The 13,523-nt window shown below is 39.1% G+C and carries 18 protein-coding genes; 7 read left to right on the forward strand and 11 right to left on the reverse strand.

All coding sequences use genetic code 11. The features are described from left to right. Positions 1–40 precede the first annotated feature (40 nt). Both MmiHf6_RS02110 and MmiHf6_RS02115 read left to right on the forward strand, forming a co-directional pair. Positions 41–325: a hypothetical protein gene (locus MmiHf6_RS02110; protein ID WP_316558063.1), complete on the forward strand. Its 285-nt coding sequence runs from the start codon at positions 41–43 to the stop codon at positions 323–325. 374 nt (positions 326–699) lie between these two features. Next, positions 700–837, forward strand: coding sequence for a hypothetical protein (locus tag MmiHf6_RS02115; RefSeq protein ID WP_316558064.1), 138 nt, complete (start codon positions 700–702; stop codon positions 835–837). Between the two features lie 21 nt (positions 838–858). Here MmiHf6_RS02115 and MmiHf6_RS02120 read toward each other — a convergent pair whose 3' ends face one another. Next, on the reverse strand, positions 859–1,332 hold the full coding sequence (locus tag MmiHf6_RS02120; protein ID WP_316558065.1) for a hypothetical protein: 474 nt from the start codon (positions 1,330–1,332) through the stop codon (positions 859–861). Between the two features lie 247 nt (positions 1,333–1,579). Here MmiHf6_RS02120 and MmiHf6_RS02125 point away from each other — a divergent pair, with 247 nt between their 5' ends. Beyond that, a complete protein-coding gene (locus tag MmiHf6_RS02125; protein WP_316558066.1) occupies positions 1,580–1,798 on the forward strand; it encodes a hypothetical protein in 219 nt (72 codons plus the stop codon). A 133-nt stretch (positions 1,799–1,931) separates the two neighbouring features. Here MmiHf6_RS02125 and MmiHf6_RS02130 read toward each other — a convergent pair whose 3' ends face one another. The 3 genes from MmiHf6_RS02130 to MmiHf6_RS02140 all read right to left on the reverse strand — a co-directional run bounded on the left by MmiHf6_RS02130 (position 1,932) and on the right by MmiHf6_RS02140 (position 4,366). Continuing rightward, positions 1,932–2,291, reverse strand: coding sequence for a DUF2073 domain-containing protein (locus MmiHf6_RS02130; protein WP_316558067.1), 360 nt, complete (start codon positions 2,289–2,291; stop codon positions 1,932–1,934). A 6-nt stretch (positions 2,292–2,297) separates the two neighbouring features. Beyond that, positions 2,298–2,930 carry an Era-like GTP-binding protein gene (locus tag MmiHf6_RS02135; RefSeq protein ID WP_316558068.1) on the reverse strand — a complete coding sequence of 211 codons (633 nt, stop codon included), beginning with the start codon at positions 2,928–2,930 and terminating at the stop codon, positions 2,298–2,300. A gap of 419 nt (positions 2,931–3,349) precedes the next feature. Next, positions 3,350–4,366 carry a phosphate uptake regulator PhoU gene (locus MmiHf6_RS02140; protein WP_316558069.1) on the reverse strand — a complete coding sequence of 339 codons (1,017 nt, stop codon included), beginning with the start codon at positions 4,364–4,366 and terminating at the stop codon, positions 3,350–3,352. 465 nt (positions 4,367–4,831) lie between these two features. Between MmiHf6_RS02140 and MmiHf6_RS02145 the strand changes: the two genes are divergently transcribed. Beyond that, complete coding sequence (locus tag MmiHf6_RS02145) at positions 4,832–5,854, forward strand: shikimate kinase (RefSeq protein WP_316558070.1); 1,023 nt, start codon at positions 4,832–4,834, stop codon at positions 5,852–5,854. Positions 5,855–5,911: 57 nt separating this feature from the next. Here the strand turns inward: MmiHf6_RS02145 and MmiHf6_RS02150 are convergent, their stop codons facing one another. From MmiHf6_RS02150 to MmiHf6_RS02175, 6 genes are all read right to left on the reverse strand, one after another. Continuing rightward, entirely contained in the window at positions 5,912–6,103 is a 192-nt protein-coding gene (locus MmiHf6_RS02150; RefSeq protein ID WP_316558071.1) for a hypothetical protein, read from the reverse strand. After that, positions 6,045–6,179, reverse strand: a complete 135-nt coding sequence (locus MmiHf6_RS02155; RefSeq protein ID WP_316558072.1) for a hypothetical protein — start codon at positions 6,177–6,179, stop codon at positions 6,045–6,047. Before MmiHf6_RS02155 ends, MmiHf6_RS02150 begins: the two co-directional genes overlap by 59 nt. A 474-nt stretch (positions 6,180–6,653) precedes the next feature. Continuing rightward, a complete protein-coding gene (locus MmiHf6_RS02160) occupies positions 6,654–7,646 on the reverse strand; it encodes a M48 family metallopeptidase (protein ID WP_316558073.1) in 993 nt (330 codons plus the stop codon). 23 nt (positions 7,647–7,669) lie between these two features. Further along, a complete protein-coding gene (locus MmiHf6_RS02165; RefSeq protein WP_420891310.1) occupies positions 7,670–7,972 on the reverse strand; it encodes a phosphoribosyl-ATP diphosphatase in 303 nt (100 codons plus the stop codon). Between the two features lie 95 nt (positions 7,973–8,067). After that, on the reverse strand, positions 8,068–9,330 hold the full coding sequence (locus tag MmiHf6_RS02170) for a 3-isopropylmalate dehydratase large subunit (protein ID WP_316558637.1): 1,263 nt from the start codon (positions 9,328–9,330) through the stop codon (positions 8,068–8,070). A gap of 337 nt (positions 9,331–9,667) precedes the next feature. Continuing rightward, positions 9,668–10,552 (reverse strand): YkgJ family cysteine cluster protein, encoded by an 885-nt coding sequence (locus tag MmiHf6_RS02175; RefSeq protein ID WP_316558074.1) that lies wholly within the window; start codon positions 10,550–10,552, stop codon positions 9,668–9,670. Positions 10,553–10,851: 299 nt separating this feature from the next. On the opposite strand from MmiHf6_RS02175, the gene MmiHf6_RS02180 reads away from it, so the two are divergent. The 3 genes from MmiHf6_RS02180 to MmiHf6_RS02190 all read left to right on the forward strand — a co-directional run bounded on the left by MmiHf6_RS02180 (position 10,852) and on the right by MmiHf6_RS02190 (position 13,099). Beyond that, positions 10,852–11,355: a TrpY family transcription regulator gene (locus MmiHf6_RS02180; RefSeq protein ID WP_316558075.1), complete on the forward strand. Its 504-nt coding sequence runs from the start codon at positions 10,852–10,854 to the stop codon at positions 11,353–11,355. A gap of 370 nt (positions 11,356–11,725) precedes the next feature. Continuing rightward, positions 11,726–12,118 (forward strand): 5-(carboxyamino)imidazole ribonucleotide mutase, encoded by a 393-nt coding sequence (locus MmiHf6_RS02185; RefSeq protein ID WP_316558076.1) that lies wholly within the window; start codon positions 11,726–11,728, stop codon positions 12,116–12,118. A 54-nt stretch (positions 12,119–12,172) separates the two neighbouring features. Next, entirely contained in the window at positions 12,173–13,099 is a 927-nt protein-coding gene (locus MmiHf6_RS02190; RefSeq protein WP_316558077.1) for a 4Fe-4S dicluster domain-containing protein, read from the forward strand. 38 nt (positions 13,100–13,137) lie between these two features. Here the strand turns inward: MmiHf6_RS02190 and MmiHf6_RS02195 are convergent, their stop codons facing one another. Then, on the reverse strand, positions 13,138–13,428 hold the full coding sequence (locus MmiHf6_RS02195) for a chorismate mutase (RefSeq protein ID WP_316558078.1): 291 nt from the start codon (positions 13,426–13,428) through the stop codon (positions 13,138–13,140). Positions 13,429–13,523 lie beyond the last annotated feature (95 nt).

A 13,523-nucleotide genomic window follows, 5' to 3' on the forward strand; every position in this document is an offset into this window, starting at 1 on the left:
CCCGCAAGTTGAGTTTCCGAGCGCAGCGAGGAGACGAGACTTGGCGGATTCTTCCCATACAAAACGAAAATACAAAAACAATCAGATTTATTTCAGTTGCGTTCGGCTCCGGCAAATTGTTTTCTTGCAACTGTCTTTGACTGTTGCCGGTTCCGGCAAGCCTGCCAATCTGCGACTGTCTTTTATGATTGTCGCCGCCGCGCGCGAAACGTTCCATTTATTTAATAAATTTTCAAACTTGTTCCTTGTTTTTGTTTTATTTTTGATGAAACCTAAACATCCAATTTTCAAAATCGGTAAACCTGAACGTCCCGTAAAACCCTAATCATAAATTTTTAGATTTTCGATAAAAGAAGACGTTCCATTTTGAATAATTTTGATAAAAAACGATGTTTCAATTGATTTTAGATTGGATATAATTTCGAAAACCGCCCCTCCAACGACGAGTTCCCGAAGCGTAGCGGAGGGAAGGAGGAGATGGAGATTCTTTCCCGTACGAAACGAAAAATAAAACAACAATCCTAATTTTTCAGTTGCATTCGGCGCTGAATAGGCCGACTCGTCTGCAACTGTCTTTTACTGTCAACTCCGAACAGGTCTGCAAGTCTGCAACTGTCTTTTAAGATTGCTGCTGCCAATCAGGTTTGCGTTTCTGCGTGCATCAGCTCATTTTATAATAATCCGTTCGCATTCGCGAACGTGCCGCTGCTACCAGCCGTTTGCACCGTCGTTGCTGCCGCCAACCGTCATCGCCCCACACTCGCAACAGTCAGCCCCTCGCGCGAGCCGCTCCGCTTTTCAAAAAAATATTCAAAATCCGACATTGTTTTTTATTAACTCGAAATCTGAATCGAGCGCTCAAATTTCTTTATTCTTAATTTCTTTAATTTCCCAGTCGTCCACTTTTTTCAATTCGTTGAACAGCTGAATAATGTTATGATCCTTTCCGCTCCAATAAAAATCTCTTTTAAGTGTTTTTTCTCTTTTGAGTTCTTCAAAAAAGGCAACTGTCAAACTGTAAACCGCTTTTTCGGAAGAAAAAGGAACATTAAAAGTCACGCGGTATTTACCGTTGTGGCGCCCGTAAGAAACAAGCGTATAACCCATACGCTGATAATTTTGAATGTCATCAAAATCACATAAAATTTCAGTTTCGTGCGTTGCCGAATTATCGACAGCCGAAATCGTTTTTAAAATCAAGCCGATTGTATAATCGGGAACTTCGCGGCGGCAATGAAGCGCGATTTTGCCGTAAGTACAAATCAAATCAATATCAGAATTGCCCATCTCAAAAGAAATAAGTGTCTGCGGGTCAATACCCGACAGTTTCACCTTAACCCTTTCAGCTGACTGCAATTCTCGATTCAACACAATAAACACCAAAAACAAAGATAATAGAAATACAATGAATTTAACTTAATAATATAAGAACATTGATATTTTAGAATAATCTCTTTGCCGAAATTATTTTAGTTAGTTAGGTTACAGCCAATATATATAAAAATTACTCACACCACTTCCGAATTTTTTTAATTTTGAATGCGGCGGACAGAATATTTCTGTTTCCGACAGGAGGGAGGTGTTTGTTTCCGACAGGAGGGAGGTGTTTGTTTCCGACAGGAGGGAGGTGTTTGTTTCCAATGGGAGGGAGGTGTTTGTTTCCAATGGGAGGGAGGTGTTTGTTTCCAATGGGAGGGAGGTGTTTATAAAAAATCGCTTCGCGATTTTTTGCTGCTGTTACCATTTTTTTGTCCGGCAGCCGCCGCGCGCGAGCCGCACCATTTTCAAAAATTTTTGAAAAACGATGTGTTAAATTGAAAATAAGAGTAAAAACAACGAATACAGAAATACAGAATATGAAAAATAAAAACAACAAAAAAAAGTAATAAGAAATAAGAAAGTAATAAGAAATAAAAAAGAAAAGAGCCGTGTCATTTGGTTGACACGAGCGTACTGATGAGTGAATTATCTTTTCTGAGTGTTTTTAACTGATTTGCCGGACCGATGACGGTCAATTTCTGCTGGCCCGAATCTTTCTTCAAAAGCTTGCCGAAGAATGATGAATTGCCTTCATCGCGCGGGTAACTTTCAATTTCAAGACCGTAGAAATCTTCCTGGATTTCAGTCATTGTCATTTCAATCAGTTTTGCTTCTTCCATCGGGTCAAGACCTTTCTCTAAGACCATAATTTTTCCCTTGCGGACTTCGTCAATAATGTAGCGCACTTTTTCAGTGGAGCCCATTCTGGAGAGTTTTGCGTCGGAAACCAAGTCAAGTTGAATATCGCTCATTTGAAATCACCCGAACTGTTTTGCAATCGCTTCATAGAAAGTATCCATGTTTGTGCCGTCCAATGCGGAAATTCCGATGAACGGGTGCTGCGGGAATGCTTCTTTGATCGCTTCAGGATCAGATTCCGGAAGATCGATTTTGTTGGCGACGATCAAAAGCGGCAATTTGCGTGCTTCCATGTTGCCGATCACCGTAACGTTCACCTGAGTGTACGGATTTTCAGTCGCATCCATCACTAAAATGACGCCGTCCAAATCATCCAGCCATTTAACGGATTCGATGACGCCTTCCGTTGCTTCTTTCGAGCGCTGCTTGGATTCCTTTTCACCCATTCCTTCCTTCATGAAGTCGTGGAAGTCGATTTTTGTTGCCAAACCGGGCGTGTCAACAACATCCAAACAAATCTTATTGCCCTTGGATTCGATTTCCAGCTTGTGGTGGCGCTGCGCTTTTCTGGTTTCGTGCGCAATGTGGGAAACGGAGCCGACAGGTTCGGAATCATCATCTTTCCAGTCTTTAACGATACGATTTGCAAGTGTTGTTTTGCCTGCGTTCGGCGGTCCGTAAATGCCGATACATGCATTTTTCTTCTTAAACAATTTGCCGAAAAAATTTTTGAATTGAGAAATAACACCCATATTTTTCCTCCAAAGGAAAATTAAAATTTTGAATAATACGTGGTAATTTGAATTAATTTTTGAACAAATTAAATCAATTGAAATATAATTTTCAATAAAACATTACCGGCACCGCAAAAATATACTTTGCCGATGAAATGTAATTAAGCAAAAATGTCACAGCTAGTATTTATAATTCATGTCAGCAGGGTAAAATAAAGAAAAGGGAAATGAAAAATGAAAAATCGGAAATAAAAAATTGAAAATAAAAATTGGAAATAAAAATTGGAAATAAAAAATTAAAATTCAAAAATTAGAAATCTAAAATTCAAAAATTAAAAATAAAAATTAGAAAAGAAAAATATTTAGAAGAAAAATATTAGAAAAAGAAAAAAAATGGAAAACAAAAATAAGAAAAATAAAAAAACAAAGCGGCTGAATTACCACTTTGTATCGGGCGAGTCAATGGAAGCGTCGATTGCGATTTCACCGACATTGGCGGCATAATCGACAATTCTTCCGATACTGTCAATAACGGTACGAATACTGATCATCGTTCCGAAAGACAAATCGGTTGCTTTATCAAAATAGCTGTGATTGAAGTGCGTGATGAATGTGTTCATATCTTCCTGACTTTCAATGACCTGATTGGCTAATCTCGGATCTAAATGAATCAAAGAATCAACAGACTTTTTGAATGTGTTCATGGCAAAGTCAGCCATTTTTTTGATTTCCATAATTCTTTTCTCATCCAATTCGGGTGAAAATAAAGTCACGATTCGAGCGATTCTGTGAGAGTGATCAGCGATGCGTTCAATCGGCGCGGCCGCCATTCTATAGCTGTGATATTCTTCAATAGAGGCGTCAGTCGTATCAACGAATCCCGTTCCGCATAAAATGGAACGAAATTGTTTTGAAATCACCATATACAAGCGGTCGACCTCATTATCTCTTTCCATCACATCGGTTGCCAAGTCCAAATCACAGTTGCAGAAAGCGATAATGCTGTCGTTGAACATTGAAGTTGTAATCAAAGACATTCTCTGAACGGCTTTTTTGATTGACAATTCATTCGGGCTCAGTAAATCTTGAACCAAAACAAGATTTGAATTTTCTTCAATGATTTCGGGACCGATGAGCTTGTGACAAACCGCGCGAAGCGTCTTTTTTTGGTCAGCAGAAATTTTTGAAGAAGTAAATTCAATAATATCGTAACCGGCTAAATAAGTCGCGACAAATGCTCTTTCCAAACTGTTTCCGGTAACATTCGTGATGTCGATCGTTTTTTTGCGGAGCGGTTTTGTGTCAATGACCGGACTGATCAACAACTTACCGTTCGGCTGCGGCTGAACTCCGACGCGTGCGCCGGGTGTGATTCCTACTTTTTCCGCCCACTGCTTCGGCAAAGAAATAATGTAGGTTGAGCCGCCTGTTTGTTGTACTTTTCGAGTTTCCATTTTTATGAACACCTGTGTTCTTGATTAAAAATTTAAATAAATATTATATAAAACCATAAATCATTTGAAAAATGAGAATTATTCACTGTTCCCTTTATATTATGAATACAACTTTCTCATTTATATATATATTTCATAGGAGAGGAATTTAATACGTATTTATTATTTAATTATTGTCTTCGATATAAATTTAGATATTTGATATAGAATTTAAATCAGAATCGGCTGCAAAAAATTAAAATCATACATTAGCTATTGATATTTATTATCAGAATCGGGTATGTTGATTCATCACAAATTAATAAATCATCGTAATCGTCATAAATTCATAAATTCATCATAATCGTCATAAATTCATAAATCATCATAATCGTCATAAATTATGATTAACATTGTAAAACATAATTTAAACATTCTTAACACTTACCCTCTAAAAAATGAAAAAACAAATATCGGAAACAAAAAATGACGCTCAAAAAAGGATACGGATGCGCATTCGGCGGCGGCACGATCATTAACGCCGTTGCCGCGTGGAAAGGCTGCGCATATGCAACGCAGTTGAAAACATATGCTGAAGTCTGTTTGAATATGAATAGAGATACCGTTCCCGGTTCTGTTTCCGGTTCTGTTCACGGCTCAATTCATGAAAATCCGAGTGCGGATTCAAAATTGATTGAACTTTGCGTTCGATCTGTTTTAGATCAATTCGATTATTCTGAAACAACTGAAGCGACTGTTTTGACAAAAAGCGAAATTCCGATTGCGGGCGGTTTAAAAAGCAGCAGCGCGGCGGCAAACGCCACCATTATTGCGGCGTTAGATGCAATCGGCGAAGAGCTGGAGCCTGAAAAAATTGTCAAACTCGGCGTCGGCGCGGCAAAAGAAGCGGGCGTGACGATTACCGGCGCTTACGATGACGCCTGCGCTTCTTTTTACGGCGGCGTTGCGGCAACGGATAATAAAGCAACGGAGCTGCTTCGAAGAGATGAATTTCATTATGATGTTTTGATTTTAAATCCGGGAACGAAAGCCTTCAGTTCCGACACAAATATTTCGCGTTCGATTTTGATGAAAGATTTGGTTGAAACTGCATTTGAAATTGCTCTCTCGGGCGATTATAAAAAAGCGATGAAATTGAACGGCTTGATTTACTGCGCCGCGCTTGGTTTTGACCCCGAGCCGGCGATTTCGTGTATGGAAATCGGCAAGGATTTTGATATCACAGCAGGCTTGTCGGGAACAGGGCCGTCGTTTACGGCGCTTTTGCCGGCATCAGAATCGCTTTCGGACGCTCGGAGAAAAGAGCTTCAAAAAGTCGTTTCAGAAATTAAACAAAATTGGGCGGCTCAATTTCCAAACGGCAAGATTTACGAAACCAAAACAAGTAATGTCGGAGCACTCGAAGAAAGCCGCCGCTTTTCGGAATATATGAAAAATGAGAATATGGATTTGAAAGATTTCGTTATTGAAAAACAGAGTTTGGTTTGAAAAAATTGAAATAAAAATATGGTTTGTTTGAGAATTAAAATAAAAAGACGGATTGTTTTAAAAATAAAATAAAAACGGTGATGAGATTAAAAACTTAATAAAAATGGAGCGGGTCGCGCGGGCGGGGCGGCAACTGCTGCGGCTGCCGGCAACGGCAGCGCGAACCTGATTTTCAAGCGGCAACAGAAACCTAAAGGTAGCGGCGGCAACAGAAACCTGACTCCAAACGGCAACAGAAACTCCCTCCAACTGCAACTTGAAATTTTGTGAGGCGAAGCCGAGCAAAATTTAATGCCAACAGATTACGATAAAAAAGAGCAGACACACGCAGAAGCGCAGACCTGTTCCGACAGCAGCAATTAAAAGACAGTTGCAGACTCAGCCGGAGCCGGCAGCAGTAAAAGACAGTTGCAAGAAAACACTTTGCAGGAGCCGAAAAGCATTTTACAGTCGACGGTTTTTCATTTTTCGTTTCGTATGGTAAGAATCCGCCAAGTCTCGTTTCCTCGCTTCGCTCGGAAACTCAACTTGCGGGGTCGGCTTTTGGTCTTTTAATTCATATCGTTTCAATTGAAACATCGTCTTTATCAAATTTATTCAAAAACGGAACGTCTTCTTTTATCGAAAATCTAAAAATTTAGGATTAGGGGTTTACGGGACGTTCAAGTTCACCGATTTTAAAAATTGGATGTTTTGGTTTCATCTAAAATAAAACAAAAACGGGGAACAAATTTGAAAATCAAATGAAAAACAATCCCGTTCGCGCGCGGCGGCGGCGCTGACAACGATTGTCAACCCTTTATTTCATTCCCAAAATCCAGCCGTTTTCTTTGAGTTCCCGGCGTTTTTCTTTATATTTCGGGTCGATCATGCCGACAAGGTCCCAAAAGTTTTTGGAATGGTCTTTATGGCGAATATGACACAATTCATGAACGATAACGTAATCAATAACGGGTGTTTCAGCTTGAATCAAAACCCAATTCAATTTAATGTCGTTTTGATATGTGCAGCAGCCCCATTTGCTTTTGTAAGACGCGGCTTTCACGGATTTCGGTTTTTTGCCGATCAAATCAAGATATTTTTCGGCGAAATAATCGACGCGGGAATTGAAAAAAACATCGGCTTGTTCAATATAAAATGATTCAACCGCTTTTTTGATTCTCTTTTCTTTTTCAATTTCAGGCAAATCAATCATAATTTTGGGCAAATGGACCTGAAGCCTGCCGTCCAATAAATGAACTTGAATTTTTTGATTGTTTGTTTGATTGTTTTTTTGATTGTTTGTTTGATTATTTTTTTGATTGTTTGTTTTGTTCTTTTTATTTTCAATTTCTTTGTTTTCATTCTCTTGTTTTTCATTTCCGTTATATTCATTATTTTCATTATAAATCAATTGAAGAGAATAAGTGCGTCCCATGTAATGGAAAATGCTGCCGTTTTTGTAAGTCTGCCTGGATTTTTGCTCGGCGGCTTCTTCTTTTGCCGCTGCTTTTTTAAGCAATTCGATGACATTTTCTTCATTTTCCGACAAAACCGATTGAACCTCTTTTATTGAAAGAGATGCGGGCGCGCGGACAAACAAAATCGGCTTTTTTTCAATTTCTGAGTCGGTTGTATCAAAAAGGTCGTCCGCATCAGAATAATCGACTGCCTCAGCCTCATATCGAACCGTATAACTAAGCGTTTTCTTTCGCTTTTTTGAAAAAATAATAACCGTGTTCAGTTGAACCGAACCGGCTGAAAATATTGCCGACGCTGTTTTTTCACCGGCGGCAGGTCTGACGGGCGGCATAATTAAAAATAAAAATAATTAAATTATTTGAAACGGCGGGCAAGTTCTGCTGAAATATCATCAGGCGTGACACCGCATTCAAAAAGCATCACCAATAAATGGAAAAGAAGATCTGAAGTTTCGTAAACGATTTCTTCTTTATTGCCGTCTTTGACTGCGATAATCGTCTCGGTCGCTTCTTCGCCGACTTTTTCCAGAATTTTATTGATACCCTTCGGATCATTCAGCAAAGCGCAAACATAAGAGTCTTCCGGCTGTGTTTTGCTGCGCTCCTCAATAATTTTGTAAACCGTATTCAAAACGGATAAATCGGGAATATCAGACACGTTTTGTTTCTCCTGTTTTATCATAATTTTAAAGATTATTACCTAAATAAATAATCCAAAGAGAATTTCTAAAGAAATAATCCAAAGATTGAATTTTAAATCTCGCGCGGGTCCGTAATTTCACCCGTAATTGCCGATGCGCCGGCCGTTGCCGGTGAAGACAGATAAACGAATGAATGCGGGCTTCCCTGGCGTCCGAGGAAGTTTCTGTTAGACGTTGACAAACCGACTTCACCGTCGCCCAAGCGGCCGAACGAGCCGCCCATACACGGGCCGCAGCACGGTGATTCAACGATTGCGCCTTTTTCCATCAACGTCTCAACATAACCGGCGCGGTAAACTTTCATATATTCCGTTCTTGATGCCGGAACGACAATCAAGCGAACACCTTTTGCAATCGGGTCGTTACCCATCGCTTCCATCATGATTTTAATATCTTCAAAACGGCCGTTTGTACACGAACCGACAAAAATCTGATCAATTTTTGTACCGGCAACTTCCGTGACTGGTTTTACGTTGTCAACATTGTGCGGGCACGCGACTTGCGGCTCCAGTTCGGAAATGTCATATCCGCGGACTTCTTTAAAGTGAGCGCCGACATCGGATTTCCAATGCGAATCGAGTTTGAAGTCGGGAATACGTTCTTTGAGATATGCTTCCGTGACTTTATCGGGTTCGATCAAACCGGCTTTGCCGCCCATTTCGATTGCCATGTTTGACATCGTCATTCTTTCGGAAATCGACAGATTGTGAACGGTTTCGCCGCCAAATTCTGCTGCCATGTACCGTGCGCCTTCGACGCCGACATCGCCGATCAAATGAAGAATCAAATCTTTGGAATAAACGTGTTCGGGAAGTTTACCTTCGATGTTGAAGCGAAGCGTTTCGGGAACTTTAAACCAAAGTCTTCCCGTTGCCAAAACGGCAGCCATATCGGTTGAGCCGAGGCCCGTAGAAAACGCACCGAGCGAGCCGTAAGCGCAGGTGTGCGAGTCCGAGCCGACGATCAGGTCGCCCGGAAGAACATGTCCTTTTTCCGGCAAAACTTGGTGGCAGACGCCTTCATAAATGTCATAATTCAAAATGCCCTGCTCTTGAGCGAATTTGCGGAGATAAATGTGATTCTGCGCCGCGTTGACAGAGTCTGCGGGCGATTGATGATCAAAGATAATAACGATTTTTTCGGGATCCCAAACTTTTTTTTCCTCTTTGCCTTCCATAATTTCGTAAAACCCTTTAACGGCAAGAGGCCCCGTAATATCATGCGTCATTGCGCGGTCAATGTTTGCAACAACAAACTCACCGGCTGACACAGGTCTTCCTGCAGCTTTTGAAAAGATTTTCTCTGCGAGCGTCATCGGTTTATTTCCCATTATTTATCACCTGAAACTTGAATATATTTCGTTTTTATTTTTGTTTTTCATTATTTGATTTATTTAGTTTATTTGAATTATTTTTCATAATTTCGTAATTTACATAATTTTCATTAATATCGGGTTCTACTTTTCTTTTATTTAAATAGTTTATTAAATTAAACTAAATTGGATTCATTTATCATTTATTAATTTGAAACGGTTTTTTTGCCATTTATATTATCATAAAATTTGTCATAAAAATTATCACAAAAATTGTCACAAAAATTATCATATATAACAAAATTGAATTCATTCATCATTTATATTGAATTTCGGCAGTCTAAACTCCCGCTCCGTCATAAACAACAAACATAACGGCATTGTTTTTCAAACGCTCTTCAAAAGCCGTTTTTCCCGTTTCGCTGTTAAACACTGATTTTTCATAAACTTTTTTGATTCCGGCAGAAGTTTGAATGTAATCCGCCTGATCCGAAATCACGCGATTTTGAAGCGCTTCAGCCAATTTTTTTGCTAAACTCGCATCTGTTTTATCGGCAGAATCAAGACCCTCGCAAACACATTTTGAAACACCATTTTCATCCGCAAAAAACGGATAAGTGCGGCACAGCGCCGGCCGAACGTCATAGATCATGCATTTTTTAGAGCCGGAATCTAAAAAAATGCAGCTGCCGTCATTTTTTCTTTGAAGCATCCATCCGAAAGTATGAATCCGCCCGTATTCATCCGTTTGTTCCGACAGCGATTGAAGCATGGCGACAAAAGCCGAATTTTGAAATGAAAATGATGAATCAGCCGAATAAACGGAATCAATTGATTGAACAGAATCTGTCGAATCGCTTGAATTTTCGGATTCATTCATTTCATAAAAATCGGGCAAAAGAGGCAAAATAAAATTTTCTTTTGAAAATCCTTTGGTTTCGATTTTTCGGATTTCTTCGGGCAAAATGTAAACGGAATTATCATCTTCCGCTCTTTCGCAGCATTTGCCGCATTCAAGACATGAAAAGCCGGCGGATTCAACCGTTTTCAGCATTGATTTTTGTTTTCCTGAAAGTAACGGTTTCATTTTTTGAATTTCTTTTTCAACGCGAAGAGAAACAGAAGCATCTTCCTGAACAGAATTGATTTTTGAAATATTTGAAACAAATAAAGATAACGAAGACAAATCGGGAGTTGATTCCCGATATTCGGATGACTCGGACATTTATTTATTAATTTATGAAAGAATTGATAAGACTTTTGCCTGATTTTGGCAGATCTTTTCAAAATGAAACGTGTATTAATCCAAGAATAATCCAGAATCCAAGAATAATCCAAGAATAATCCAGAATCCAAGAATAATCCAAAAACTCAAACCAAATGTTTAAAATGAAACAACAATATATACAAGTGTACATTGGTAATTAAATTTGGTAATTAAATTTGGTAATTAAATTTGGTAATTAAATTTGGTAATTAAATTTGAATTTGGTATATTTTAAAAATTCCAAGCAGAGGAAAAATATGTGGGAACCGATTCGTCAAAAATTTGAAAAATATCCGGCACAGGAAAAAGTTGTCAAACTTCTTTTAGAACGCGGATTTCAGGTCAGCGCCGCCGGAAAAGTCGTTTCGGGAAATATTGAAATTCCTCATGTTCAAATTGGCAAAGAAATCAATGTCGACCGCCGTGTTGTTGACGCAACCGCCAAACATATCGTTGAAGACGAAACGCTTTTTGACTTTTTCAAACACGTTCGTTCAATTCCTTTTTTAGCAGAAGTCGCGCCGCATTTGAATTTGGGCGTTGTCATCATCATTCCCGAAGACGGCGCCGAAGTCGGAATTATTTCAGGCGTCACCGGCATCATTTCTGACGCAGGATACAGTATCAGGCAAGCCGTATCGGATGACCCGTTTTTTAATGAAGCGCCGAGGCTGACAATCATTACAGATCGAAAAATTCCGGGCGATTTGGTTGACAAAATCAGAACCGTCAAAGGCGTCAAAGGCGTTACGATTCATTAATTGAAATAATTTGATGCATTTTCCTTTCATTCATCATTTAATTCATCATTCAATTTCATCATTCAATTTCATTATTTAATTTCATTATTCAATTCATCATTTAATTTCATCATTTTTCTTTGATTTATTTTCATTCATCATTATTTTGATTTATCTTTATTTTTTTAGATTACAATACATTAATTAATTTTAATGACAAATTACATTGAATTAACAAAAAACATTTTTGAAACCGTTATGTTTTAATTAAAGAAGCATTAGTTAAGCACATCTGACTAAAGTTTAACTTCTCTTTGAACAAATTAAGTTTTGTAAACAAAACAAAAAATGACGATAAATAACGATTTTAACGCCAGGTGGAATAGATAAAATGGTCCAAGTTTCAATTATTATGGGTTCCGAATCGGACAGAGCAATTTCAGACAGAGCCGTTGCAGTTCTTGAAAAAACAAACTATACTTACGAAGTCGTTGTTATTTCCGCTCACAGAAATCCCGATGATTTGGATGTTTATGTGACAAATTCGGATGCCGATGTTTTCATTACAATTGCCGGCCTTTCCGCCGCTTTGCCGGGCGTTGTCGCTTCCAAAACCAAAAAGCCTGTCATCGGCGTTCCGGTCAGCGCAAAACTGGGCGGTTTGGATGCGCTTTTGTCCGTGACGCAGATGCCGCCGGGCGTTCCGGTCGCCGCAGTCGGTGTCGACAACGGCGCAAACGGCGCACATTTAGCGATTCGCATTTTAGATTTACTTCAAGCTTAAAAATAATTAAAAATTAATTAAATAAAAATCAGCCGTAAATGAAAGAAGGTGACATTGACGTCATTTTACCGATTTCTTTCAGAGAAACAAGCAAAATCAGAAATCCCGCTGTTCGGTTTTGCTTCCGTTTCGGAATGGGAAAAAGAAACAAAATATCCCGTTCCGCCCGAATTTTTCCCGAATAACATTTATCCCGAAGTCGAAACGGCAATCGTTATCGGCGTTCCCGTTATTTTGCCAATCATCGAAACAACGCCGTCTGTTTATTATAATGAACATTATCATACGCTCAACGCGTATTTAGATTCACAGGCGCTTCAAATTTCTTATTTTCTAAATCAAAAATCCATGCCGACAGTTCCGATTCCAAGAGACGGATACGCGGGGATCAATGCATTAAAAAAGAATCCTGCCGCCGCTTTTTCTCACAAACACGCGGCTTATCATGCCGGTCTCGGATCTTTCGGCCGCAACAACGTCATTCTCACGAAGGAATACGGACCGCGCGTTCGCTTTACAACAATTTTAACAGCGGCATCAACAGAAGAACTCGGCGTTCCCGAATCGGTCCAAGCGTCTGAACTTAAAGCATTTGAACTTAAAGCGTCTGAAACGAAAAAACAAAATCTTTGCATTGACTGCATGGCTTGCGCTCGTATGTGCCCCGCCGGCGCAATAACTGACGACAAAAGTAAACCGTACCCGATCTCAAGAATTGATAAAACGAAATGTACAAATCACAGCGGCGAACTTGGATTAGAAGGAATTTCGCCCTGCGGCGTTTGTATTAAAGTTTGTCCGATCGGCGAAGATCGTATTCTTTTCAACCGAAAAAATATCAGTATTTACAATGAAAAATCAAAAAACGAAAAGAGCAAAAACGAAAATAATGAAAATAAAAACAATAAAAATGAAAACGATGAAAATAAAGAAAAATTAATGAACGCGTGGGATCACGTTCGTTCTTACGGCACAAAATAAAAAGGCAAAAAAATGAAAAATAAAATTAAAAAATAAAATCAATAATCGGATTTGCCGCTGTATTCATTTTGCTTATCAATGCTCATTTGAATGAGAATTTCAAAGATTTGATGAACGGAATCCACGTCGAGTCCCTTTTCGACGGCGAGGCTTGAAGCGCGGTCCAACACTTTTTGAATCTGCTCTTCATCAACAATCGGTTTTCCCATCTCTTTTTTGGAGGAGAGGATTTCACCGGCCAAATTTGTTCTGACCTCAATTAATTCGACGATTTCACGATCAACTAATCTCATTTTTTCACGCGTTGTTTCTAACATACCTGTCGGCATTGTATCTCCGTCCCTTCTTTGAAAATGAATTTAAATGAAATTTAATTAATTAAATCATTTCAGCAATAAAACTTGAAATCCATTCAATATAAATG

Source organism: Methanimicrococcus hongohii, assembly GCF_032594095.1.
Taxonomy (GTDB): Archaea; Halobacteriota; Methanosarcinia; order Methanosarcinales; family Methanosarcinaceae; genus Methanimicrococcus; species Methanimicrococcus hongohii.

Excerpts from the sequence above, each read along its gene's own strand:
- MmiHf6_RS02130 (WP_316558067.1), bottom strand. The coding sequence starts at position 2,291 with ATGAGCGATATTCAACTTGACTTGGTTTCCGACGCAAAACTCTCCAGA.
- MmiHf6_RS02135 (WP_316558068.1), bottom strand. The coding sequence starts at position 2,930 with ATGGGTGTTATTTCTCAATTCAAAAATTTTTTCGGCAAATTGTTTAAG.
- MmiHf6_RS02140 (WP_316558069.1), bottom strand. The coding sequence starts at position 4,366 with ATGGAAACTCGAAAAGTACAACAAACAGGCGGCTCAACCTACATTATT.
- MmiHf6_RS02145 (WP_316558070.1), top strand. The coding sequence starts at position 4,832 with ATGACGCTCAAAAAAGGATACGGATGCGCATTCGGCGGCGGCACGATC.
- MmiHf6_RS02160 (WP_316558073.1), bottom strand. The coding sequence starts at position 7,646 with ATGCCGCCCGTCAGACCTGCCGCCGGTGAAAAAACAGCGTCGGCAATA.
- MmiHf6_RS02170 (WP_316558637.1), bottom strand. The coding sequence starts at position 9,330 with ATGACGCTCGCAGAGAAAATCTTTTCAAAAGCTGCAGGAAGACCTGTG.
- MmiHf6_RS02175 (WP_316558074.1), bottom strand. The coding sequence starts at position 10,552 with ATGTCCGAGTCATCCGAATATCGGGAATCAACTCCCGATTTGTCTTCG.
- MmiHf6_RS02180 (WP_316558075.1), top strand. The coding sequence starts at position 10,852 with ATGTGGGAACCGATTCGTCAAAAATTTGAAAAATATCCGGCACAGGAA.
- MmiHf6_RS02185 (WP_316558076.1), top strand. The coding sequence starts at position 11,726 with ATGGTCCAAGTTTCAATTATTATGGGTTCCGAATCGGACAGAGCAATT.
- MmiHf6_RS02195 (WP_316558078.1), bottom strand. The coding sequence starts at position 13,428 with ATGCCGACAGGTATGTTAGAAACAACGCGTGAAAAAATGAGATTAGTT.